Raw genomic sequence first — 22,097 nt, 5'->3', positions numbered from 1 at the left:
GGATCCGGGTGCGGAGGGCGGGCCCCGCCCGTGGGGGGATCAGACCGCCGGGGACAGACGGGGGTGTCAGCCGGCCAGCGGGAGCACCGGGCGCAGGACGGGTGTGAGGTGTCCGACGTCGATCGGCTCCTCGGTAATGTCGTCGACGACCGAGACCCGGACGGCGGGCGCCGGCGCGTTGTCGATGGTCGCGGTCAGGTCGAGGGCGAAGAGCACGTTGACCGGCCGGGCGCCGCGCTTGTCCTCGTAGACGCCGGTGAAGCGCAGGATGCGCCAGCCCTCGTCGTCCCAGTGGTCCAGCAGGGCCGAGCGGACGACGGGGGACGCCGCCTGCCAGGCGAGCGAATTCTCCAGCAGCTCCACCGACGCGGCGACCGGCACCCGCGCGTCACCGCCGCGCGGCGGACGGCCGAGCGGTGTGCCGAACAGCCGCAGCCGGAGCTTGCGCAACGGCACCAGCCACCGCTGGTCGAGGTCGGAGGAGAGCGCGAGCAGCACGGCCGCCGCCACGACCACGACGACGGCCGACGGCAGCGGATCCCCGTCGATCCGCGACCACCACGTACGGTCGGCGGCCACGGCCGCGAGGCCGCCGAGCACGACGAGCCCGGCCCGGGTGAAGGACCGCCAGCCGATCGGCCCCTCGTCGCGGGCGCTGCACCCGCAGGAGGACTCGGGCGCCGTCGCCCGCGCATAGGCCAGATAACCGGTGAAGCCCGCGCCGAGCAGGGCGGTCGCGACGCCCGGCGCGGCTGCCTCGGGCGCGGCCAGCAGCGCCGCCGCGATCAGCACCTCGGCCGCGCCGACCGTCCGCAGCGCGGCGGTGGCCCGGTGACCGTTGCCGAGCACCCGCACCAGCACGGTGTTGGCGGCCAGTTGGGCGGTCCTGCGGCCGAACAGCTTGGCGGCGCCGGTCACGGCGAGCAGTCCGCCGCACAGCAGCGGCGCGAGACTCGTGAGGACGGAGATCATCGCGCCCCCTCAGTGGCCGACGGTCACGCGGGCGATGTCGACGGTGTCGTCGTCCGGCCGCCAGGCGCCGAGCACCTGGGCCGACTGGCCGATCCGCACCCGCGACAGGTCCGAGGTGAGCGCGCCGCCCAGATACGAGGCGGTGGTCGTCTCGGCGACGATCCGGCCCACGACGGCATGGTTGTTGCCGTGCGTGAGATGCAGCCGGTCCTTGGCGATGCCCTGGACCGTGCAGAAGAGATTGACGATGTTGACCCACACCGCGTCGGCCGCGATGGTGCCGTCGGGCATGTCGACGCCGCGCGCGTACAGGCCGTCGCCGACCTTGATCTCCTCGGCGGTGGTGGGGCGCAGCTTCCACACGCTGGTGGCGTTGGTGAGCTGGATCAGGTGCTGGTCGCCGTAGGAACCGGCGACCTCCAGCACGCTGCCGTTGATCGCGGTGATCCGGCCCTCGGCGAACGCCGACTTGGAGATCGCCGGGTCCAGCGACGGCATCGGCGCGGCGAAGGCGGCGTCCGCGTCGATCCCGCCGAGCGCGGTGGCGCCGACGATCGTGGCACCGCCGAGCGCGGCCGTGGTGAGGAAGCGGCGGCGGTCCAGCCGCCCGCGGCCCGCGGATTCGTGGTCGTGGCTCATGTCGGTCCTCCTCCCGTGTGGGGTCACTCGTAGATGTAGACGGGGAGCTTGCCGGAGCTGAGATTGCCGATCGCGGAAAACGCGGCCGGGGTCAGGTCGATGACCCGGTTGGTGCGGCAGGCGCCGTTGCAGCAGGTGGACTCGCCGCAGAAGCTTTTCGTCCGGGGTCCGCAGTCGGAGACGGTGACGCAGACGGTCGCGCCGGAGCACTGGTGCTTGACGTTCATCACCGAGCCGCAGCCGCGGCGGGCGATGGACTCGCCGCACAGGTCGGGGCGGGTGATGTTGAAGCACGCCTGGGAGGCGTTGGGCCAGGCCGCCTGGTGGGCGTTGGACTGGCAGGTGCCGCAGGCGCCGGTTCCGGTGCTGCCGCAGGGACCCCAGGCGCTGCCGCAGCAGAACCAGGTGGTCTCACCCGCCCAGAGGCTGGTCGATCCGCAAGCCATGTCGGTTCCCTTCACTCGCACGCAGGTATATGACCTGCTCATGACAATCCGCGCGCCGGCTGCGCCACGGACGACGTGCTGTGCTCGGTGGGGTGATCGGGATGTTCGGGGTGTGCGGGGTTGTGCGTGGTGCGCGGGGGTGCCGAGGGAATTGCATGCCCATGACAAGAGAGGAGTCGCATGGGTCGGCTGTGACGGTGGAACAAGGGCCATGATGCGCGCTTCTACGCGCGTCCGCCAGAGGGCGGGCGGCGCGGAGCCGGGCGCGGGCACCCGGGTGTGGCATGGCGGAAATCGTCAGAGGCGTGTCCTTGCCGCCATCGGCCCGCCGCGCGGACGATGGACGGGTGAGCAGCCGCCGTATCGTCTTCGCCGTCTTCCCGGGCTTCCAGATCCTCGACCTGACCGGGCCCCACGAGGTGTTCACACAGGCCGGGCGGCTGCTGGGCGGTACGGACGCCGGGCCCGCCGTCGTCGTGGAGACCGTGGCCGCGCGGCCCGGCCCCGTGGCGTCGAGCGGCGGACTCGCGGTGTGCCCGACGCTCACACCCGAGGAGGTCACAGGGCCGCTGGACGCGCTGATCGCGGTCGGCGGCAAGGGAGTCCAAGAGGCGTGCGAGGACCGCGACTTCGTCGACTGGCTCGCCCGTACGTCGCGACGTGCCCGACGCACCGCGTCCGTGTGCAGCGGCGCCTTCCTGCTCGGGGCCGCCGGCCTGCTCGAGGGCCGTCGCGCCGTCACCCACTGGTCGCGCTGCGCCGAACTGGCCGAGCGATTCCCCGGCGTCACCGTCGACCCCGCCCCGATCTTCGTCCGCGACACCGGCGGGGACAGCGCCGCCGGCGACGGACACGGTGGCGCGGGCGGCGAGGTCTGGACGTCGGCGGGCATCACCGCCGGGATCGACCTGGCGCTCGCCATGGTCGAGGCCGACCACGGCGCCGCGACCGCGCGCGCCATCGCCCGGCAGATGGTGATGTTCGTGCAACGGCCCGGTGGGCAGGCCCAGTTCAGCACCCAACTGTCCGCCCAGCGCCCCGGCAGGCCACCGCTGCGGGACGTCCTGGACTGGATCGCCGATCATCTCAACGGCGACCTCGCGGTCCCCGCGCTCGCCGCCCGCGCGGGCATGAGCGAACGCAACTTCACCCGGGTCTTCCGCGCCGAGGTCGGCAGGACCCCGGCCGCGTACGTGGAGAGCGCCCGGATCGAGGCCGCCCGCCGGCTGATCGAGTCCACCGACGGCACGGTGGAGGCGATCGCGCGGGCCTGCGGATTCGGCACCGCCGAGACCCTGCACCGCAGCTTCAAGCGGACCGTCCGCGTCACACCGGGGGAGTACCGCAGGCACTTCGCCCCGCACTCCGCCTGACCATCGCACCGTCCCGCCTGTACCGCCCCAACCGCACCGTCCCATCCGCCCACGCAACGCCCGCCCCGCCCACGCAACGCCCACCGAAAGGCCGCCGCCATGCGCATCGTGATCCCGCTCTTCGACGCCTTCACCTCGCTGGACGCCATCGGCCCCTACGAGGTCCTGAAGATGCTCCCCGACGCCGAGGTCGTCTTCGCCGCGCAGCGGCCGGGGCCGGTCCCCGACGGCGCCGCCCTCACCGTCGCCGTGGACGCCGCGCTCACCGACGTCGACAGCGCCGACGTCCTGGTCGTCCCCGGCGGACGCGGCGCCCGGCAGAACGTGGCCAACGAGGAACTGCTGGCCTGGCTCCGCCGGATCCACGCCACCACCACCTGGACGACCTCGGTCTGCACCGGATCGCTGCTGCTCGGCGCCGCGGGCCTGCTGGACGGCCTGGCGGCCACCACCCACTGGAGCGCCGTGCGCGAACTGGAGTCGTACGGCGCCACGTACACCCCGCGGCGGGTCGTCGAGCAGGGCAGGATCATCACCTCGGCGGGCGTCTCGTCCGGGATCGACATGGCACTGCGGCTCGCGGAGCTGATCGCGGGCCGCACCGCCGCCGAGGCGTTCCAGCTCGTCATCGAGTACGACCCGCAGCCGCCGTTCGACTCCGGCTCGGTCGCCAAGGCGTCGCAGGCGGCCAAGGACTACCTGGCGGCCCGCTGACGGCCGAGAACTCCCCGGCGTCCCGCTGACCGTCGCGGCCTATCCGGCGGCCCGCTTACCGCCGCCCGCATCGCCGGTTCGCCCTCCCGGCCGCTCCGGGCGGCGCGCCGCCGCACTGCGGCCGACCGCCTCCACCAGCGGCAGCACCCGGTACGGCACCCGCTCGCGCAGCGCGATCTCGGTACGGGTGCGGACCACGCCCGGCAGCTGGATCAGCCGCTGGATGACGTCCTCGAGATGGGCGTTGTCGCGGGCCGCGACGCGGGTGAGCAGATCGCCGCCGCCGGTGATCGACAGGGCCTCGATGATCTCGGGGACGGCCGCCAGCGCCTCGCCGACGTCGTCGAGCCGCCCCTGCGTCACCTCGATCCGCACGAAGGCCAGCACCGGGTGGCCCAGCGCGGCGGGGGAGACCCGCGGCCCCGCCACGGTGATCACCCCGTCCCGCTCCAGCCGGTCGAGCCGCGCCTGGAGGGTGCCGCGGGCCACGCCGAGGAGCCGGGCGTATTCACGGACACTCGTGCGCGGCTGCTCCAGCAGCAGCCGGAGGATCCGGGTGTCGAGCGCGTCGACGGCCATGGGCCACTGGCCTCCTCGTGGTCGCTGGCAGGACTCCTCCACCGTACCAATGGCACAGTCCCAGGCGACCGGTTTGAGCCACTGCCCGCCCGGGTGCTTTCCTGGTGGTGACGATGGCGTTGCGGTCCTCCGCAACGCCTTTGCCATGCCCGGCGCCGACCGCCGCCGGGCACCGACCGCGAACAGGGGTGGGACCGCACAGGTGAAGAGGATGTTCGTCGCACCGGATCCGGGGCGGGCGCGGCTGCGCCACGCCACCCGCGCCGTCCTCGGCATCGCGTTCGCCGTGGCCGCCGCCGGCCTGGCCGGATTTCCGCTGCCCGCGATGTGCGGCGGCGGCCTCGCCGCGCTGCTCGCCTTCTTCGTCGTCGCCGACGCCCGGGTCGGCGGGCAGGCGGTCACCACGCTCCTGCTGCCCGTCACGGGACTGCCGGTGCTCACCGCCGCGGCCTTCCTGCACCCCTACCCGCTCGCCCGGGACGCCGCCTTCGTCGCGGTCGTCCTCGCCGGCGTCTACGCCCGGCGGTGGGGCGCCCGCGGCCACGCGCTGGGCGTCTTCGCCTTCATGATGTTCTTCATCGCCCAGTTCCTGCACGCCGTCCCCGCCGATCTGCCGCAGCTGTACGCGGCGATCGGCCTGTGCCTGGCCGTCGCCGCGCTGATCCGCTTCGGCGTGTGGTGCTACGAACGCGGCGCCGCGCCCGCGCCCACCGTCGCCCTCGCCCAGCCGCCGGGGCTGCGCAGGCCGACCACCCGGCAGGCGGTGCAGGCCGCGACCGCCGCCGCGGGCGCCCTCGCCGTCGGCCAGGCACTGTCCCAGGACCGCTGGTACTGGGCCGTCGCCACCTCCTGGTGGATCTTCGTCAACACCGCGTCGCGCGGCGAGACGCTCGTGCGGGGTTTTCGCCGGGTACTCGGCACCGCGACCGGCATCGTGGCCGGATTCGCCCTGGCGCTGCCGCTGCACGGCGCCCCCGTGCCGTCCGCCCTCCTGGTCGCGCTCTGCGTCTTCGGCATCTTCTACAGCGCGCCCGTCTCGTACTCCTGGATGACCTTCTTCGTCACGGTCATGGCCGGAACGCTCTACGGACTGCTTGGAGTGCTGCACCCCGCGCTGCTCGTGCTGCGCCTGGAGGAGACCGGCGCGGGCGCGCTGTGGGCGGCACTCGCGGTGCTGCTGGTGCTGCCGGTCACCACCCACGCCGCCACCGACGCGTGGATCCAGCGCGCGCTGGAATCCGTACGGGACTTCACCGCGCGGGCCGCCCGGCACCCGGCCGGGGACGACGGCGCCGACCTGGCCGTGCGCGCCGCCGAACTCGACCTCGTACTCGGCCGGGTACGGGCGTCGGTGGCACCGCTGGTGCATCCGCTGAGCCCGCTGCGGGCCCGCCGGGAGCGGGCCGGGCACGTGCTGCGGCTGCTCGACGCCTGCGCCCACCAGATCCGCGGCCTCGCCGAGGTCGTCGCCCATCCGGAAGCGGGCCACGACGAACGGCTGACGGCGGCCTGCCGCCGCGTCGAGGACGCGGTGCACCGCCTCGTCGCCCCCGGCGCGGAGCAGCCGCGGCCGGAACCCGAGGCCGTCCCGGACAGCGCGGCACACCCGCACACCGAGCGGGCGCTCGGCCATCTGCGGGTGCTGGAAACCGCGCTCGCCGACCTCGCCGCCCCGCTGCACGCCGACCCGCGGGCCCCGCTCGCCGCCTGACCGGTGGGCCCCGGGGGCGACGTGGCCGCCGCCAGGTACTAATCTCAGCCGCCGTACAGACATCAGGCGGAAGAGGTACGGCAGTGGCCGGGCACGTTTACATCGGGTCGTTCACTTCGGCGGGTGGGCGCGGGCTCACCACGGCCGCCGTCGACCCGGACACGGGAGCGCTCACCGCGCTCGGCGACAACGCCGACGTGGACAATCCGTCCTTCCTCGCCCTGTCCGACGACGGCCGGACCCTCTACGCCGTCGGTGAGACCGAACCGGAGGGCACCGCCGCCGCCTTCTCGCTCGCCGACCCGGCCGCGCCCAAACTGCTCGGCGCCCCCGTACCGGTGCGCGGCGGCTCACCCACCCACCTCGCCGTCCACCACGGGCACCTGCTCACCGCCAACTACGCGGAGCCCGGCAGCGTCAGCGTGCTGGCGCTCGCCGAGGACGGCGCGCTCGGCGGACTGCGCTCGGTGCTCGAGCACGAGGGCGACGGCCCCGACCGGGACCGGCAGACCGGCCCGCACGCCCACGCGGTCCTCACCGACCCGAGCGGGCGCTGGGCGGTCAGCGTCGACCTCGGCACCGACTCGGTACGGGTCTGCGAACTGGACGCCGACAGCGGCGAGCTGGAGATCGAGCGGGAGCTGGGCCTGCGCTCCGGCATCGGCCCGCGTCACCTCACCTTCCACCCGGCCGGCGGCCACGCCTATGTGATGAACGAACTGGACTCCGTGGTCACCGTCTGCCGCTGGGACGCCGCCATCGGCAGCCTGCGCCCGCTCGCCGAAGTCCGGGTGCTGCCCGAGGGCGCCGAGGGCGTCAACTACCCCTCGGAACTGGTGCTCTCGCACGACGGGCGGTTCGCCTGGGCCGCCAACCGCGGGCACAACAGCATCGCGGTGCTCGCCCTCGACGAGACCGGCGAGCGGCTCGAACTCGTCGACACCGTCAGCTGCGGCGGCGACTGGCCGCGCCATCTGACCCTCGACCCCTCCGGCACCCGGCTCTACGCGGCCAACGAGCGCTCCGGCGACGTGACCTGGTTCGACGTCGACACCGCGACCGGCATCCCCAAGCAGGCCGGATCGCTGGAGCTGCCCGCCGTGTCCTGCGTGCTCTTCGGCTGAGGCGAGCCTTATCCGGGAACGACGATTCCCGCAGCGACGAACGGCGCGGGTGGGCGGTCCTGGTCAGGACCGCCCACCCGCGCCGTTCGCCTGTGTGCCGTGCGTGCCGCTCAGTTGGAGGGCGCGCTCTCCTGCTGCTGCATCGCCATGCCCAGCGCCCCCGCGTAATGCGTGACGACGAGCTTGCCGACCGCCGGATACGGGCCGAGCGCGTCGGCGCCCGAGCAGCCGGCCTCGGCGGCCGCGGTGTGCAGCAACTGCGGCGCGATCTCCGGGCCGATCAGGCACGGCGCGAGCGCGAGCCGGCCGGAGCCGGAGGTGCGCAGCTGCTCCGCGGCCCGCGCGATGGCGCCGTCCTCGTCGAGCGCTGCGGCCAGCACCGGTACGGCGAGCCGCGCGGCCAGCAGCAGGCCCGTGACGCCCGCGGCCTGCGCCGCCTCCTCGCCGCCGACTGTCGCCAGGATGATGCCGTCGGCGGCGGTCGCCACCGTGAACAGCCGGGCCCGGTCGGCGCGCGCCAGACCCGCCTCGGACAGCCGTACGTGCAGCGCCTCGGCGAGCAGCGGGTGCGGACCGAGCACATCGGTCAGCTCCACCTGCGCCTTGCTGTCGGCGATGGCCTGCCGGATCCTGCGCAGCACCGACGCCTCGGGCCCGGCCAGCAGCGGGACGACGACGGCCGCGGTGTCCTCACCGGACCGCTCGTCGGCGACGGCGTCCAGGACACCGCGCAGCGCCGGGAATTCGGTGTCCTCCGCGTCGTCACCGTCGACGAAGCCGATCCGGGGGTCGAGGCCCGACAGCTCCGAGCGGGCGATGCTCACCACTTCCTCGGCCAGGCTGAGCGCGGCGGAGGTGGGGTTGCCGGGAACGGCGAGGACCAGCACCGGCGCGCCCTCGGGCGCGGCCAGCGCCTCCGGTCGGCGGTGACGTCCCGGCTGGCGCGGACGCGGCATTCGGACGGGAAGGCCGGAGGCGGGCCCTGTGGCAGTGCTCATGGCGACGCATGCTAACGCCTTGAGGCGCCCGGATGTTCGGGTGGGTCGAAGGCCGGTCAGACCTGTCCCGATCTGTCCGTTTCACCGGTCACGTTCGGTCATCGAACGAGTCTGAGCAGTGCCGGATCCGCCGGAAGCGGCAACGCGTCGCGCCGCAGCGCGCCCGCGATCAGCAGCGCGCCGTCCAGCGGATCGCCGGCCGCCGGGACCAGCCTGGCCCCCGGCAGCAGCCGCCCTGCCCGCTCCCGCACCGGGCCGAGCAGCGGCTCGCCCATCTTGAACAGCCCGCCGGTGAGCGCCACGTCGACCGGCCCGGGGCCCGGCCGTACCGCGGCGGCCGCCTCCAGGATGTGCTCGGCCGCGGCACGCAGGATGCCGACCGCGACCTCGTCCCGCCGCGCGGCGCAGGCCGCCACCTCGGGGGCGAACGACGCCAGCACCGCGGGCCGGTCGGGCCGCGGGTAGAGCTGGGCGGGCAGCGTGTCCAGCGGGCCGAAGCGGTCCTCGGCGCGGGCGCGCAGCGCGGCCGAACCGCCGGCCCGGCCGTCGTACGCGCGCAGCGCGGCGTCCAGACCCGCCCGGCCGATCCACGCGCCGCCGCCCGCGTCGCCCAGCAGATGGCCCCAGCCGTCCGCGCGCAGCCAGCCCCGGTCGTCCGCCGCCGTGCCGAGCGCGATCATGCCGGTGCCCGCGGCCACGACGACGCCCGGCCGCAGACCCAGCGCGCCCGCGTACGCCGTCACCGCGTCGCCGGCCAGTGCCAGCGACCGCACGCCGAAGGCGTCCGCGAGTGCGCCCGGCAGCACGGCCCGCAGATCCGCCCCGAGCGAGGCCATCCCGGCCGCGCCGACGCATGCGGCGGCCAGGGTGCCGGCTCCGACGGTACGCAGCAGGCCGTCCGCCAGCGGCAGCACCCGGTCGAGCATGCTCGCGGCGTCGATGCCGTGCTCGCCGACCACGGCGGGCCGGGCCGAGACCGCGGGCTCCGACGCCTCCGTGCCGTCGGAGCGGGCCACGGCCACCCGGACGCCGGAGCCGCCGGAGTCGATCCCGAGCACCCAGTCGGCGGTCTCCGGCACCGTCAGCCGAGCCCGCGCGAGTCCTGCTTGAGCGCGGTGTCCACGGTGAGGGCCGAGGCGACGACCATGCTCAGCAGCGGGTCCGCCAGCGGCCGGTGGATCTGCAGGACGTAGTTGTCCGCCGTGGTGAACATCGTCTTCGCGAGACCTTCCCAGGTCTTGGTGATCCGGCCGATCTCGGTCTCGGTGTGGTCCACGATCGCGAAGTTCCAGGCCCGCCAGTTCTCGGCCTTGATGGCGCCGATCTGCTGGCCGTTGTACATGAACCCGAACTTGATCTTGCCGAAGGCGTTCTGCTGCACGATCTCGCCGAGCGGCTCGCCGTTGGCGCGCTCCACGACCACCTTGGACTTGATGAACTTCGCGGGCCGCGTGAGCACCAGCTGCGGCTGCCCGTGCGCGTCCCTGACCTCCAGCTTGTGGGTCAGGAACTGGTCCACGCTGGAGACGAAGCGCAGCACCTTCTTCGCGGTGCTCTGTCCGACCTCGACGACCGAGCCGAGCGTCTGGCCGTTCTGGTCGAAGACGCTGTACTCATTGACCAGTTCGATCAGCTTGGCCTTCTGGTTCACCACCAGGACCGGCTCGGTGAACAGGGTGCCGCCGCCGAAGCCGGTCGGCGACACTCCCGCCTGCTGCTGCACCTGGCGCTGCACCTTGGACGGGTCCGGGGCGCCGCTGACGTTCAGCTCCCAGGCGCTGCCGCCCTGCTGTTGCTGCTGCGGCACCTGGCCGGGGTTCGTGTGCTCGGTCCACTGGGTGCCGTCCCAGTAGCGGAGCAGGTTCGGCTTGCCTTGCGGGTCGGCGTACCAGCCCGCCGGAGTATTCGAATGCGTCGTCACCCGGGCAGAGTACCGTCATGCCCCGCTCATGGGAGCTGCCAGTCCACCGGCTGTGCACCTTGCCGGACCAGCAGGTCGTTGGCGCGGCTGAACGGCCGCGAGCCGAAGAAGCCGCGGTCGGCAGACATCGGCGAGGGATGCGAGGACTCGATCGCCGGCAACTGGCCGAGCAGCGGCCGCAGATTGCGCGCGTCACGGCCCCACAGGATGGACACCAGCGGCCGGCCGCGGGCGGCGAGCGCCCTGATCGCCTGCTCGGTGACCTCCTCCCAGCCCTTGCCACGGTGCGCGGCGGGACGCCGGGGCGCGGTGGTCAGCGCCCTGTTGAGCAGCAGCACACCCTGCCGGGTCCACGGGGTGAGGTCGCCATTGGACGGCCGGGGCAGCCCGAGGTCGCTGTGCAGCTCGCGGTAGATGTTCTCCAGGCTGCCGGGCAGCGGCCGGACGTCGGGCGCGACGGAGAAGCTGAGGCCCACCGCGTGCCCGGGCGTCGGATACGGGTCCTGCCCGACGATCAGCACCCGTACGTCGTCGAAGGGCTGCTGGAAGGCGCGCAGGACGTTCGGTCCCGACGGCAGGTACGTACGCCCCGCGGCGATTTCGGCCCGGAGGAAGTCCCCCATCGCCGCGATCCGGTCCGCCACGGGTTCGAGCGCCTTCGCCCAGCCCGCCTCGACGATCTCGTTCAATGGTCGCGCTGTCACGGTCCGTCACTCTACTGGCTCAACGGCGGTGCCGCGGACGGGGATCGGCCCCGGCGGCCGTCGCGGAGCCGCGGACCGCCGCGCGCCGTGCCGTCACCCCACGACGGCCGCCCGTACGCACAGCACGTCGGGCAGGTGCGAGACCGCGAGCCGCCAGGAATCGCCCTGGTCCGCGCTGGCGTACACCTCGCCGTTGCGATTGCCGAAATACACCCCGCCCGGCTCCGCGTCGTCGGTGCACATCGCGTCCCGCAGCACCACGCCGTACGACGGGGCGTCGGGCAGGCCCTCGGACAGCGGCGACCACGACGCGCCCGCGTCCTCGGTGCGGAAGACCCGGCAGCGGTAGTCGGGCGGCATCCGGTGGGCATCCGCGCTGAGCGGGAAGACGTACGCCACGTCCCCGCGGTGCTTGTGGGCGGCGACGGCGAAGCCGAAGTCGGCGGGCAGGCCGCCGCCGATGCCGGTCCAGCGGGCGCCGCTGTCGTCGGAGCGGTAGACCCCGCCGTGATTCTGCAGATAGAGCCGGTCCGGATCGGCGGCGTCCTGGGCGATCTTGTGCACGCACTGGCCGAATTCGGGGAAGCGCTGCTCCTCGGGCAGGAAGGTCGCCTGCACACCGGCGTTGGCCGGCGCCCAGCTCGCGCCGCCGTCCCGGGAGCGGTAGACGCCACCGGTGGAGACCGCGACGGTGACCGTGTCCGCGTCCTCGGGGTGGGTCACCACGGTGTGCACGGCCTGGCCGCCGAAGCCGGCCTCCCACTCCGGGCGCTGCGGGTGGTCCCAGAGGCTGCGCACCAGGGTGAAGGTCTCGCCGTCGTCCTCGGAGCGGAACAGGGCGCCGGGCTGGGTACCCGCGTAGACCACGCCGGGCGCGGCCGGTCCCGCCGGGTGCAGCTGCCACACCCGCTCCAGCGAGGTGCCGGTGTCCTCGGGGAAGCGGACCGCGGGTCTGGGCGGCTCGTGCCAGCTCCCGCCGAGGTCGTCCGAGCGGAAGACCGACGGGCCCCAGTGCGAGCTGTCCGCGCCGACCAGCAGCCGCGGCACGTCCCGCCGGGTGTCGATGCCGACCGAGTACACCGCCTGCATCGGGAAGTGCGGTCCGGTGAACTCCCAGCGCCGACCGCCGGAGCCGCCGCTCGCGGGCTGACGTCTGCCCAGGAACAGCCCCTTCTGTGTGCCCACCGCGAGCAGTACGTCGTCCATGGCGCTCGACCTCCGCTGTGCCTCCGGAATGACGGATGAGACCTGCATCACAGAGTCTGCACCCGGCCACTGACAACGGCCGCTCCGCTGCGGGAACGGCCGTGTCGCGGATCGCGCGGTGCGCACGCCCGCCGACGCCGGGCGCCGGGCGCCGGGCGCCGGACGACGGGCGAGGGCGAGGAGTCGTACGGGTCAGACGGCGGGCCGGGCGAAGGCCCGCCCGTACTGCTGCGGCACCGGCACCTGGACGCCCAGCTCGCGGGCCGCGTGCAGCGGCCAGCTCGGCGAGCGCAGCAGCTCGCGGCCGAGCAGAACGGCGTCGGCCTGGCCGGTGGAGAGGATCGTCTCGGCCTGCCGCGGGTGGGTGATCTCGCCGACGGCCGCCACGGGCAGCTCGGTCTCGGCCTTCACCCGCGCGGCGAACGGCACCTGATAGCCGGGGCCGAGCGGGATCCGTACCCCGGCCGCGTTCCCGCCGGTCGAGACGTCGAGCAGATCGACGCCGCGGACGAGGAGTTCCTTGGCGAAGCGCACCGTCTCGTCGGCGGTCCAGCCGTCGCGCTCCAGCCAGTCCGTGGCCGAGATGCGGAAGAACAGCGGCAGCTCCTGCGGCCAGACCTCGCGCACCGCGTCCACGGTCTCCAGCGCGAAGCGGATCCGGTTCTCGAAGCTGCCGCCGTATCCGTCGGTGCGGTGATTGCTGTGCGGCGACAGGAATTCGCCGATCAGATAGCCGTGCGCGCCGTGCAGTTCGACGACCTCGAAGCCCGCGTCGAGCGCCCGCCGGGCCCCGGCCACGAACTGTCCGACGATCTCGCCGATCTCGGCCACGGACAGCTCGGTCGGCACTTTGTACTGCTCGGCGAAGGCCACCGGGCTCGGCCCCACCGGCTGCCAGCCCAGCTCGTCCTCGCCCAGCGCGACGCCGCCCGCCCACGGCCGGTCGACCGACGCCTTGCGCCCCGCGTGACCGAGCTGGATCCCGGGCACGGTGCCGTGGTCCTTGAGGAAGCGGGTGATCCGGCGGAAGGCCGCCACCTGGTGGTCGTTCCAGATCCCGAGGTCGGCGGGGCTGATCCGGCCCTCGGGGCTGACCGCGGTGGCCTCCATGAGGATCAGTCCCGCGCCGCCGACGGCCCGGGAGGCGTAGTGCGCGAAGTGCCAGTCGCCGGGCGCACCCTCGTCGGGGCCCTCGGTGGCGGCCGAGTACTGGCACATCGGTGCCATCCAGGCCCGGTTGGGAATGGTCAGCGACCGCAGGGTGAAGGGCTCGAACAGTGCGCTCACGGCACTCTCCTCGTTGTCTGGCTTGTGGGCACTCCGTCGCGGCACTCCACCCGAGCGGGCCGGCCACCGCGCACCGCCGTTACGGTTTCTACGATAGACACCGTAGTACGGCAGGTGTCAAACTACGAGAGGTCTCGTAATATGGCGTTCATGACCCTCCCGACCCCGGCCTCCGTACCGTCGGCCGCGCGCGACCTGCCGCACCCCGCGACCGCGGAGATCCGGCTGGAAGAGGTGCTGCACGCGCTGTCCGACCCCATGCGGCTGATCGTCGTGCGCAATCTGGCCGCCGCGGCGACCGAGGTCGCCTGCTCCGAGGTGCCGCTGCCGGTCAGCAAGTCCACCACGACCCACCACTTCCGGGTGCTGCGTGAGGCGGGCGTCATCAGCCAGATCTACCGCGGCACCTCCAAGATGAACGCGCTGCGCCGCGCCGACCTCGAAGCGCTCTTCCCCGGTCTGCTCGACCGCGTCCTGGACGCCGCCGAGCGCCAGGCCGTCCGCCTCGGCGGCTGACCGGCGGCGGGTGACCGCCGACCGCCGACGGCCGACCGGCGGGGCCGATGTCACGCGCCGGGCCGCGGTCTCGTCAAGCCGGTATGAACAGCACGAAAAGTGACGCGCGCGCGGCCGACGGGCCGGGCGACAGCGGCCGGACACCGTTCCCGTACGGCCGCGCCCTGCTGCTCCTGCTGGCCCTGACGGCGCTCTACGTCGGCATGTGGGCGGCCTTCATGCCGACGTCCTGGTACGGCTCCTTCCCCGGTCTCGGGCGGCACTGGCTGCCGGTGCTCGGGCCGTACAACGAGCACCTGTCCAGGGACGTCGGCGCGCTCTATCTGGCGCTCGCGGCGCAGAGCGCGGGCGCCGCGCGACGGACCGCCGACACGTACACCGTCCGGCTGACCGGGGTGGTGTGGCTGGTGTTCAGCGTGCCGCACCTGATCTACCACCTGCGGCACCTGGACATGTACAGCGGCTCCGACCGGCCGCTGAACGTGCTCTCGCTCGGCGCGTTCGTCGTGGCGGGCGCCGTCCTGCTGATGCTGCCGGGCACGCGGCCCGGCCGCCGGTAGTCCGCCGTCCCGGCGACCGTGACCCGCGCCGCCCGGACGGATGTCACGTATCGGGCGGCTGTCCCGTCAGACACCGGCGGCCGCCGCAGGGCGCGGCCGATACGCGGCGAAGGGATGCTGGACCCATGCGAGTGGCGGTGGCGGGCGGAACAGGGACGACCGGGCGACGGCTGGTGACGGCCCTGACGGCCGCGGGGCACGAACCGGTCGTGCTGGCGCGGTCGGCCGGGGCGGATCTGGTGACCGGTGACGGCCTCGACGACCTGCTCAAGGGCGTCGACGCCGTGATCGACGCCAGCAATGTGACGACGACCGGCCGCAAGAAGTCCAGGGCGTTCTTCGACGCCGCCGGGCGCAATCTGCTGGCCGCGGAGGAACGGGCCGGCGTCGGCCACCATGTGGCGCTGTCGATCGTCGGCATCGACAAGGTCGACTTCGGCTACTACGAGGGCAAGCGCCGCCAGGAGGAGTTGGTACGGGCCGGCTCGGTGCCGTGGACCGTGCTGCGCGCCACCCAGTTCCACGAATTCACCCCGCAGACGCTCGGGCAGGTGCCGGGGCCGGTCGCGGTGGTGCCGCGGATGCTCTGCCGGCCGGTCGCCGTGGCCGAGGTCGCGCAGGCCCTGGTACGCCTGGCCGAGGCGCCTCCCGCGGGCATGGCGCCCGAGCTGGCGGGCCCCAGGGACGAGCTGCTCGTCGACCAGGCCAGGCGCTATCTGCGGGCCGCGGGCAGGCGCCGCCTCGTGCTTCCCGTGCGGCTGCCCGGCGCGGCGGGCAGCGAAATGGCCGCCGGAGGGCTGCTGCCCGAGGGCGCCGGCCCGCGCGGCACCCAGACCTTCGACGAATGGCTGGCGGCCGAGGTCGGCCCGGGCCGTGACGGGCTCGGGACGGCGGACGGCGCGGCGGCCCGCCCGGCGCCGGGGCACGGCCGGGCGTGAGGGAGGACGCGGACCGGATGAGGGACGACGCGGACGGGACGAGCGGGGAAGCGGACGGCGTGACCGGGCCCGAGGGTGGCGCGGACGGCGCGGACCGGACCGAGACCGGCGACGGCGGCGCGGCGTACCCCGGAGCCGTCGAACTCGCCGCCGCCTACGCCCGCGCCCGACCCCGCCTGATCCGGCTCGCGTACGCGGTGCTCGGCAGCCATGCCGAGGCCGAGGACGTGGTCTCCGACTGCTGGCTGCGGCTGGCCGAGGCGCACGCCCGCGAGCCCGTCCGGGACGTGGACGCCTGGGCGACGGTCGCCGTCGCCCGGCGCGCGGTGGACACGCTGCGCTCGGCCCGGGCGCGCCGCGAGACCTATGTCGGCCCCTGGCTGCCCGAGCCCGTGCTCGGGTGGGCCGCCTCGCCCGCGGACCCCGCCGACCGCGTCACCCTGGACGAGTCGGTCAGCTTCGCGCTCCTGGTCGTCCTGGAGACGCTGAGTCCGGCCGAGCGCACCGCGTGGGTGCTGCACGACCTGTTCGGCGTGGAGTTCACCGACGTGGGACGGGTGGTCGGGCGCAGTACGGCGGCCGTCAGGCAGCTCGCGGCGCGGGCCCGCAAGCACATCGCGGACGGTGCCCCGCGGACAGTGGTCGACGCGCACGAGCACGAAGCCGCGGTGGCCGCCTTCGCGCGGGCGGCGGGCGAGGGAGATCTCGCCGCGCTCACGGCGGTGCTCGACCCGCGGGTCACCCTCACCAGCGACGGCGGCGGTCTGGTGACGGCCGCCCGTAAACCCGTACACGGCGCCGATCGGGTGGGCCGCTTCCTCCTGGGCACCGCGTCCCGGATGGACGCGGGGCAGCGGCTGGTGGCCACCACCGTCAACGGCGCGCCCGGCCTCGTCGTCCTCGCCGCGCCGCCGGACTCCGCGCCGCCGAACGTCGTGCCGCCGAATGCCGGGCCGCCGGATTCCGTGCGGCCCGTTGCGCAACGGCGTACCTCGGAACCCTCCTCCGGACAGGGCGGCGAAGGGACCGCGACCGCCGGGCCGCCCGGGCAGCGGCTGATCGCGGCGATCTCGCTGACCTTCGGCGACGACCACCGGATCGTCCGCGTCGATCTCGTGCTGACCCCCGACAAGCTGCCCACGGATGTGGCAGCGCTGACCGACGAAGGGATGGAACCGCGGGACGGTCGGTGAAGAGGGCTGCGGAACGGGGCCGTTGGGTGCCGCGCCCGGTCAGCCCGCCCGGTCCGGGGGCGGCGGCGCGGCACCCGCAGCCGTCAGCAATTCGTCCCACTGGGGGAGTTTGACGGTGCCCCGCCCCAGAGAGCGGCCCCATGCCGCCTCGGCGGTCTCGATCGCCAGCCAGCCCTGCCACGGGACCGGCCGCAGCCCGGCCGCCCGCAGCACCGTCAGCGGGTCGAGGAGCGCGCCGGTGAGCCGGTCCGCGGGCAGCGCGCGGGTGAGCAGCGCCGGGGCGTCGGCGATCAGCGCCGCCGCGGTCTCCTTCGCGCACGGCCTGTTGGTGCCGATGACGCCGGTCGGACCGCGCTTGATCCAGCCCGCCACGTATTCGCCGGGGGAGGGTCGGCCGTCCCGCAGCACCCGGCCGCCGGCGTTGGGCACCACGGTGCCGCGCGCGTCGAAGGGCAGACCGGGCAGCGCCACCCCCTGGTAGCCGACCGAGCGCAGGACGAGCCCGGCGGGAATCTCCTCGACGCCGCCGGTGTCGGTCACACCACCTCGCCCGTCGGGGCCGGTACGGGCGAAGCGCACGGCGCGTACCCGCCCCGCGCCGTCGGCGGCCAGCTCCAACGGGCGCAGGAAGAACCGCAGATGGAGCCTGCGCGCATGGCCCGCGGGCGGACGGGCGGCCCACGCCCGCAGCACCTCCACATTGCGGCGGGCGGCCGACGGCAGCCCCGAGGGGTCGGCGTAGCCGGGGTCGAGCGCCAGCTCGTCCTCGTCCACCAGCACATCGGTGCCGGACAGCGCGCCCAGCTCGCGCAGCTCCTTGGTGGTGAACTTCGCCTGCGAGGGCCCGCGCCGCCCCACCATGTGGATGTCGGTGACCCGGCTGTCGGCGAGCGCCCGCAGGGCGGCCCGCGGCACATCGGTGCCGCTCAGGTCGGCCGCGCTGCGGGCCAGCACCCGCGCCACGTCGACCGCGACATTGCCCACCCCGATCACCACGGCGGCCCGGGCACCGAGCGCGAAACCGTCCGGCGGCTCGTCGGGATGCGCGCTGTACCAGGACACGAAACGGGTCGCGGAGAAGCTGCCGGGCAGCTCCTCGCCCGGTACGCCGAGCCTGCGGTCGGCCGCGGCGCCCACGCAGTAGACCACCGCGTGGTAGAGCCCGAGCAGCCGCCGCGGGGTCAGCGGCGGCGGCCCGACGGCGACATTGCCCAGGAAGCGGACCCGCGGGTCCTCCAGCACCTTGCGCAGGCTGCCCTGGAGGGACTTGATCTTCTCGTGGTCGGGCGCGACGCCGTACCGCACCAGGCCGTACGGGCACGGCAGCCGGTCGAGCACGTCAACCGTGACATCCGGTACCGACGTCTGACGAGTGAGCGCTTCGGCGGTGTAGACACCGCTCGGACCCGAACCGACGACTGCGACGCGTAGCACGGCGGTGCTCCCTTCGGCGGGTACCACCAGCATGCGCCCGCGAGGCCCGCGGCGGCAGGGCGCTGCACCCGCCGGTCGGCGCGGGCACCGCGTCCGTACGTCAGGGCGACGCCCTCACGGACCGCCCGGCACTGCGGGCCGCCTGCCTCAGCGGGCGGTCCGACGGCTCGCCGTCGTCGGGCCGATCCCGTCGTCGGCCGGCGGATCGCCCGCCGACCACTCCAGGCCGTAGCGCTCGAAGAGTTCGGCGCGCAGCCGCGCCAGCGGCATCGGTGCGCCGGGCAGCAGCAGCGCCACGGTCGCGCCCATCAGCAGCGCGCGCAGCAGCCGGTACTCCTGCTCGGCGTCCTCGAAGTCCTCCGGCTCCACGGCGGCGAGCCAGTCCGCCATCGTGCCGCCGAGCAGCGAGGCCAGCCTCTGCTGCTCGGGACACTGGATGAAGCCCTCCGCCTGGAGGATCGACGCCATGTGCGTGCGCATCAAGGTGGTGTGCCGCTGGGTGAGCCCGAGGATCCCGTCGATGGCCCGTGCCAGCCGCTCCTGGGCGTTGTCCGTGCGCGGTTCGCGCTCCAGCGCGGCGGCCAGCTCCATGTGCATCAGCCGGTGCACGGCGGACTGCAACAGTTCGCGCTTACCCGCGAAGTAGTACGAGACCAGGCCGCGTGCCGTGCCCGCCCGTCGCGTGATGTCCGCGAGCGTGGTGGCCTCGTAGCCGCGTTCCTCGACGAGTTCCACCGTCGCCTGCAGCAGCCGCTCCCGGGAACGCCGACGCATGGCTTCATTGACCGATGCGCTCCGAGGGGACATGATTTACTCCTGCGTTGACTGGCTGCGAGCCAATATACTCAGCGCGTCCCGGCGCGCCTCTGGCGCGTCCGGGAAACGGGGGATGGCGCCGTGCCCGGCGACGCGGGGGATCGCCGGGCACGGCGTCGATCCGGAAAGCGCTTGTCACCCCCACGACCCCGTCCCGGTCCGGTACGCGGACGAGCCCGAGGGGTGCGGGACGGCGCATCAGCCGATCAGGTCCAGCACGCCGAGCAGCGCGTCGGGCCGGGACGCGACCGGCAGATGGTCCACCAGCAGCAGCGGGCAGCCCAGCGCGGCGGCGGCGCCGTCGGCGACCCGATTGTCGCCCACCATCGCGACCTCCCCGGGCGGCAGCCCGAGCGCCTCGCAGGCGGTGCGGAACAGCAGGGGATCGGGCTTCCCCGTGCCGAGTTCGTAACTCAGCACGAAGACGTCCACCAGGCCGTCCAGTCCGTGCGCCCGGAAGACCGGCCGCAGATCCCAGCCGATGTTGCTCACGACCGCCACCGGCACACCCCGCTCGCGCAGCGCCCCCAGCACCCGTTCGGTGTCGGGATACGGCTGCCACGCCTCGGGCACCAGGTGCCGGTCGTGCAGCGCGTCGTGCACGTCCCAGGGCAGCGCGACCGTACGGGACAGGCCGAGGTAGGCCGCGCGGTACTCGGCGGCGCTGTTGTCACGGCGGGCCCACAGAGGCGCCACGTGCGGTGGTACGGGGTCGGGCTGGGTGCTGCCCGGCAGTGCGCCGGCCGCTTCCAATCGCCGCGCGTACGCCGCGATGTCCTCGTCGGTGGCCCGGACGCCCTCGGCGGTGAGCGCGGCGCGCAGCCAGGTCTCGGCGGGCTCGACCCGCATCAGGGTGCCGGAGAAGTCGAACATGACGCCCTTGACCGTCTGTGCTCCCGCGTCCGCCGCACCGGTCACCGTGTCCCTGTCCCGCTGCTCGTGAAGTCCGCCCGTCGCGCCGGACGGCCGCCCGTCCTCCCGCGTCGCCCGCCCGTCGCCGTTCAGGTCAGCGCGCCGAGGCCGGGGCCGAAGGCGATCAGCAGCGGCACCGCGGGGACCATCAGGGCGAAGGCCGTCATCCGCACCCGGCGGGCCAGCGGCAGCCGGGGCGACGGGTCGAGCAGCCGGTTGACCCGGCCGGGCAGCACCGCGAGCGGCGTCGGGCAGGGCCCGAAGACACCGCGTTCCTCGTTCAGTTCGACCAGCGCGAGTGCGGTGGTCAGCCGTCCGAAGCGGCGGGAGGCGGTGTCGTCCGCGGCCAGCTCCACCAGGTGGTGCACCTGGTCGCGGAAGGCGGCGAAGACCGGCACCTGCGGGAATCCGCCGGCCAGCGCTCCCGAGCAGTGCAGCAGTACGTCGTGCCGGGCCCGTACGTGGCCCTGCTCGTGCGCCAGTACGGCGTCGAGCTGGCGGCCCTTCAGACGGCTCAGCGCGGCCGTGGTGATGACCAGTTGGGGCTCGGCGCCCGACAGCCACCAGGCGTCGGACCGCGCGTCCTCCAGCACCACCAGGCGCTCGCCGGGCGTGACGGCCTCACCGGGCAGCCGCGGCGCGCGCTCGCGCAGCTCCGCGCGGCGCTGCCTGCGCCGGGCCCGGGTGCCGCGCACCTCGCGGGTGAGCATCGCCGCCGTCCACACCCCGCCGAGGGCGAGCACGACGGCCAGGACGCCGGCCCAGCGCCCGTACTCCGGCAGCGCGTAGGCGTCGACGACACCGCTCGGGGCGAAGGCGAAGAGATTGCCGCGGACCGCCGTCCAGGCGGCGGACGCGGACAGTGCCATGGCGAGCACGCAGCACAGCAGTACGGCGGCGACCACACACTGCCAGACCCACAGGGCCAGCACCGGTTCGCGTTCCGGCCACTTGGCACGGGACAGCAGACGCGGCGCCGTCGCCGCCGCAAGTGCGCCGAGAATCAGCAGCACGAACGGGACCGTCATGGTGATCACCCTAGGAGGCGCGGCGGGTGCCCGGTACGGAGCACGACCCGATGTGACGCATCACTCACAGGAACGGGGCCGTCACAGTGGCGGCCGGGTCTGTGAGGGCCGCCCCGCGCGTCGGTTCCGCGCCTGTTTCCGGGGACGGGTGCGGCGGCCCGGCCGTCACAGCGTGAGCAGCATCGCGAACATGCCCAGCGCCATGGACACCCGGCAGGCCACGGCGACTTCCGGCGCGTGCCGCAGCGGCACGCGGGCCGGCCCCGCCACGGAGGGCCCCGCGGATATCAGCGGGCCGGACGCCGCGCCGTGCGCGTGCGCGGGAGCCGCGACCAGGGTGGTGCCGGCGCGCAGCACGTAACCGGCGAAATACAGCAGCAGCGCGCCCGTGAGCAGCGGGAGGCCCGCGCCGGAATGCGCCATGTGCCCGGCGTGGCCGCCGTGCGCCGACGCCGCGCCGCCCATCGCCACGGCCATGTAGACCATCGCGGCCGAGCACACGCAGTGGTGCAGATGGTGTCCCGGCCGCCGGACCAGCAGCAGCGCCCGGACGCCGGCCAGCGCGAAGACCACGGCGAAGACGACCGGGAGCAGCGGCGTACCCCAGGGGCGCGGGTCGAGGACGGACATCGGCACGGCCATCACCGCCATCCCGGCGCCCATCAGCGCCTCGTCACGTGCCGCCTCGCGGCGCAGCAGGCACGCCACGGCGGCGACGGTGCTCAGCGTCACGAGCGACCAGGCCACCAGCGGTGGTCCGTGCATGCCGTCCTCCCCCTTCCCCTCGGTCCCGGCGCGACGCGCCGGGGCCCGCCCCTCGTGGTGACCGCACCGCCGGATACCGGCCGGGTCCACCGGTGGGCCGGCGCGCCGGCCGATCAGCGGTCCCTAGAGACCTGCCCGTGCCGGAGGGCGCACACCCGAGCGCATCGGGGTGACCGGGGGAGCGTGTCACCGCGGCGCGCGCCGTCGCGGACCGTCGTCCGCCACTCTTCCGTGCGGTCCGGCGGGCGGCAATGCCTCGGA

The 22,097-nt window shown here is 74.3% G+C and carries 23 protein-coding genes; 8 read left to right on the top strand and 15 right to left on the bottom strand.

Annotation, left to right across the window (positions count from 1 at the left end; all coding sequences use genetic code 11):
* Nucleotides 1-66: 66 nt before the first annotated feature.
* Genes BM076_RS27105 through BM076_RS27095 form a run of 3 tightly spaced genes read right to left on the bottom strand, consistent with a single transcriptional unit; the run spans nt 67 to nt 2,057 of the window.
* Nucleotides 67-972 (bottom strand): MauE/DoxX family redox-associated membrane protein, encoded by a 906-nt coding sequence (locus BM076_RS27105; protein WP_093716325.1) that lies wholly within the window; start codon nt 970-972, stop codon nt 67-69.
* Nucleotides 973-981: 9 nt separating this feature from the next.
* The gene (locus tag BM076_RS27100) at nt 982-1,611 is read right to left on the bottom strand and encodes a cell wall protein (RefSeq protein ID WP_093716324.1); all 630 of its coding nucleotides are present in this window, start codon (nt 1,609-1,611) and stop codon (nt 982-984) included.
* 23 nt (nt 1,612-1,634) lie between these two features.
* The gene (locus BM076_RS27095; protein ID WP_093716323.1) at nt 1,635-2,057 is read right to left on the bottom strand and encodes an RlpA-like double-psi beta-barrel domain-containing protein; all 423 of its coding nucleotides are present in this window, start codon (nt 2,055-2,057) and stop codon (nt 1,635-1,637) included.
* Nucleotides 2,058-2,404: 347 nt separating this feature from the next.
* On the opposite strand from BM076_RS27095, the gene BM076_RS27090 reads away from it, so the two are divergent.
* Together BM076_RS27090 and BM076_RS27085 are read left to right on the top strand one after the other, a co-directional pair.
* The gene (locus BM076_RS27090) at nt 2,405-3,430 is read left to right on the top strand and encodes a GlxA family transcriptional regulator (RefSeq protein WP_245796416.1); all 1,026 of its coding nucleotides are present in this window, start codon (nt 2,405-2,407) and stop codon (nt 3,428-3,430) included.
* 99 nt (nt 3,431-3,529) lie between these two features.
* Nucleotides 3,530-4,144, top strand: coding sequence for a DJ-1/PfpI family protein (locus BM076_RS27085; RefSeq protein ID WP_093716321.1), 615 nt, complete (start codon nt 3,530-3,532; stop codon nt 4,142-4,144).
* A gap of 39 nt (nt 4,145-4,183) precedes the next feature.
* On the opposite strand, the gene BM076_RS27080 is transcribed toward BM076_RS27085, so the two are convergent.
* The gene (locus tag BM076_RS27080; RefSeq protein WP_093716320.1) at nt 4,184-4,723 is read right to left on the bottom strand and encodes an Lrp/AsnC family transcriptional regulator; all 540 of its coding nucleotides are present in this window, start codon (nt 4,721-4,723) and stop codon (nt 4,184-4,186) included.
* A 211-nt stretch (nt 4,724-4,934) separates the two neighbouring features.
* On the opposite strand from BM076_RS27080, the gene BM076_RS27075 reads away from it, so the two are divergent.
* Complete coding sequence (locus BM076_RS27075; protein WP_093716319.1) at nt 4,935-6,434, top strand: FUSC family protein; 1,500 nt, start codon at nt 4,935-4,937, stop codon at nt 6,432-6,434.
* Between the two features lie 83 nt (nt 6,435-6,517).
* Entirely contained in the window at nt 6,518-7,558 is a 1,041-nt protein-coding gene (locus BM076_RS27070; protein ID WP_093716318.1) for a lactonase family protein, read from the top strand.
* A 110-nt stretch (nt 7,559-7,668) separates the two neighbouring features.
* On the opposite strand, the gene BM076_RS27065 is transcribed toward BM076_RS27070, so the two are convergent.
* The 6 genes from BM076_RS27065 to BM076_RS27040 form a co-directional block, all read right to left on the bottom strand.
* On the bottom strand, nt 7,669-8,556 hold the full coding sequence (locus BM076_RS27065; protein ID WP_093716317.1) for a sirohydrochlorin chelatase: 888 nt from the start codon (nt 8,554-8,556) through the stop codon (nt 7,669-7,671).
* A gap of 98 nt (nt 8,557-8,654) precedes the next feature.
* Nucleotides 8,655-9,635 carry an N-acetylglucosamine kinase gene (locus tag BM076_RS27060; protein ID WP_093716316.1) on the bottom strand — a complete coding sequence of 327 codons (981 nt, stop codon included), beginning with the start codon at nt 9,633-9,635 and terminating at the stop codon, nt 8,655-8,657.
* Between the two features lie 2 nt (nt 9,636-9,637).
* Nucleotides 9,638-10,477, bottom strand: coding sequence for a phospholipid scramblase-related protein (locus tag BM076_RS27055; RefSeq protein WP_093716315.1), 840 nt, complete (start codon nt 10,475-10,477; stop codon nt 9,638-9,640).
* Nucleotides 10,478-10,503: 26 nt separating this feature from the next.
* On the bottom strand, nt 10,504-11,181 hold the full coding sequence (locus BM076_RS27050; RefSeq protein ID WP_093716314.1) for a uracil-DNA glycosylase: 678 nt from the start codon (nt 11,179-11,181) through the stop codon (nt 10,504-10,506).
* Between the two features lie 93 nt (nt 11,182-11,274).
* A complete protein-coding gene (locus BM076_RS27045) occupies nt 11,275-12,387 on the bottom strand; it encodes a WD40/YVTN/BNR-like repeat-containing protein (RefSeq protein WP_093716313.1) in 1,113 nt (370 codons plus the stop codon).
* A gap of 192 nt (nt 12,388-12,579) precedes the next feature.
* Complete coding sequence (locus BM076_RS27040) at nt 12,580-13,674, bottom strand: NADH:flavin oxidoreductase/NADH oxidase (protein WP_093716312.1); 1,095 nt, start codon at nt 13,672-13,674, stop codon at nt 12,580-12,582.
* A gap of 150 nt (nt 13,675-13,824) precedes the next feature.
* On the opposite strand from BM076_RS27040, the gene BM076_RS27035 reads away from it, so the two are divergent.
* The 4 genes from BM076_RS27035 to sigJ all read left to right on the top strand — a co-directional run bounded on the left by BM076_RS27035 (nt 13,825) and on the right by sigJ (nt 16,881).
* The gene (locus tag BM076_RS27035) at nt 13,825-14,190 is read left to right on the top strand and encodes an ArsR/SmtB family transcription factor (protein ID WP_093716360.1); all 366 of its coding nucleotides are present in this window, start codon (nt 13,825-13,827) and stop codon (nt 14,188-14,190) included.
* Between the two features lie 83 nt (nt 14,191-14,273).
* On the top strand, nt 14,274-14,750 hold the full coding sequence (locus BM076_RS27030) for a hypothetical protein (protein WP_245796414.1): 477 nt from the start codon (nt 14,274-14,276) through the stop codon (nt 14,748-14,750).
* A gap of 125 nt (nt 14,751-14,875) precedes the next feature.
* Entirely contained in the window at nt 14,876-15,688 is an 813-nt protein-coding gene (locus tag BM076_RS27025) for an SDR family oxidoreductase (RefSeq protein ID WP_093716311.1), read from the top strand.
* A 17-nt stretch (nt 15,689-15,705) separates the two neighbouring features.
* On the top strand, nt 15,706-16,881 hold the full coding sequence (gene sigJ / locus BM076_RS27020; protein ID WP_093716310.1) for an RNA polymerase sigma factor SigJ: 1,176 nt from the start codon (nt 15,706-15,708) through the stop codon (nt 16,879-16,881).
* Between the two features lie 39 nt (nt 16,882-16,920).
* On the opposite strand, the gene BM076_RS27015 is transcribed toward sigJ, so the two are convergent.
* The 5 genes from BM076_RS27015 to BM076_RS26995 form a co-directional block, all read right to left on the bottom strand.
* A complete protein-coding gene (locus tag BM076_RS27015; protein ID WP_093716358.1) occupies nt 16,921-18,315 on the bottom strand; it encodes an FAD-dependent oxidoreductase in 1,395 nt (464 codons plus the stop codon).
* A 147-nt stretch (nt 18,316-18,462) separates the two neighbouring features.
* Nucleotides 18,463-19,122, bottom strand: a complete 660-nt coding sequence (locus tag BM076_RS27010; protein WP_093716309.1) for a TetR/AcrR family transcriptional regulator — start codon at nt 19,120-19,122, stop codon at nt 18,463-18,465.
* Nucleotides 19,123-19,329: 207 nt separating this feature from the next.
* Nucleotides 19,330-20,004, bottom strand: a complete 675-nt coding sequence (locus tag BM076_RS27005; protein ID WP_093716357.1) for an HAD family hydrolase — start codon at nt 20,002-20,004, stop codon at nt 19,330-19,332.
* A gap of 128 nt (nt 20,005-20,132) precedes the next feature.
* Complete coding sequence (locus tag BM076_RS27000) at nt 20,133-21,071, bottom strand: M56 family metallopeptidase (RefSeq protein ID WP_093716308.1); 939 nt, start codon at nt 21,069-21,071, stop codon at nt 20,133-20,135.
* A gap of 165 nt (nt 21,072-21,236) precedes the next feature.
* On the bottom strand, nt 21,237-21,836 hold the full coding sequence (locus BM076_RS26995) for a DUF5134 domain-containing protein (protein ID WP_093716307.1): 600 nt from the start codon (nt 21,834-21,836) through the stop codon (nt 21,237-21,239).
* Between the last annotated feature and the right edge of the window lie 261 nt (nt 21,837-22,097).

The organism is Actinacidiphila alni, from assembly GCF_900112845.1.
In the GTDB taxonomy this organism is placed as follows: domain Bacteria; phylum Actinomycetota; class Actinomycetes; order Streptomycetales; family Streptomycetaceae; genus Actinacidiphila; species Actinacidiphila alni.
The sequence above is the reverse complement of the archived record's forward strand: the minus strand, read 5'-3'. Positions and strand labels throughout refer to the sequence as shown.

Excerpts from the sequence above, each read along its gene's own strand:
- BM076_RS27085 (WP_093716321.1), top strand. The coding sequence starts at position 3,530 with ATGCGCATCGTGATCCCGCTCTTCGACGCCTTCACCTCGCTGGACGCC.
- BM076_RS27065 (WP_093716317.1), bottom strand. The coding sequence starts at position 8,556 with ATGAGCACTGCCACAGGGCCCGCCTCCGGCCTTCCCGTCCGAATGCCG.
- BM076_RS27105 (WP_093716325.1), bottom strand. The coding sequence starts at position 972 with ATGATCTCCGTCCTCACGAGTCTCGCGCCGCTGCTGTGCGGCGGACTG.
- BM076_RS27005 (WP_093716357.1), bottom strand. The coding sequence starts at position 20,004 with ATGTTCGACTTCTCCGGCACCCTGATGCGGGTCGAGCCCGCCGAGACC.
- BM076_RS26995 (WP_093716307.1), bottom strand. The coding sequence starts at position 21,836 with ATGCACGGACCACCGCTGGTGGCCTGGTCGCTCGTGACGCTGAGCACC.
- BM076_RS27030 (WP_245796414.1), top strand. The coding sequence starts at position 14,274 with ATGAACAGCACGAAAAGTGACGCGCGCGCGGCCGACGGGCCGGGCGAC.
- BM076_RS27080 (WP_093716320.1), bottom strand. The coding sequence starts at position 4,723 with ATGGCCGTCGACGCGCTCGACACCCGGATCCTCCGGCTGCTGCTGGAG.
- BM076_RS27000 (WP_093716308.1), bottom strand. The coding sequence starts at position 21,071 with ATGACGGTCCCGTTCGTGCTGCTGATTCTCGGCGCACTTGCGGCGGCG.
- BM076_RS27100 (WP_093716324.1), bottom strand. The coding sequence starts at position 1,611 with ATGAGCCACGACCACGAATCCGCGGGCCGCGGGCGGCTGGACCGCCGC.
- BM076_RS27010 (WP_093716309.1), bottom strand. The coding sequence starts at position 19,122 with ATGTCCCCTCGGAGCGCATCGGTCAATGAAGCCATGCGTCGGCGTTCC.
- BM076_RS27035 (WP_093716360.1), top strand. The coding sequence starts at position 13,825 with ATGACCCTCCCGACCCCGGCCTCCGTACCGTCGGCCGCGCGCGACCTG.
- BM076_RS27045 (WP_093716313.1), bottom strand. The coding sequence starts at position 12,387 with ATGGACGACGTACTGCTCGCGGTGGGCACACAGAAGGGGCTGTTCCTG.
- BM076_RS27025 (WP_093716311.1), top strand. The coding sequence starts at position 14,876 with ATGCGAGTGGCGGTGGCGGGCGGAACAGGGACGACCGGGCGACGGCTG.
- BM076_RS27075 (WP_093716319.1), top strand. The coding sequence starts at position 4,935 with ATGTTCGTCGCACCGGATCCGGGGCGGGCGCGGCTGCGCCACGCCACC.
- BM076_RS27095 (WP_093716323.1), bottom strand. The coding sequence starts at position 2,057 with ATGGCTTGCGGATCGACCAGCCTCTGGGCGGGTGAGACCACCTGGTTC.
- sigJ (WP_093716310.1), top strand. The coding sequence starts at position 15,706 with ATGAGGGACGACGCGGACGGGACGAGCGGGGAAGCGGACGGCGTGACC.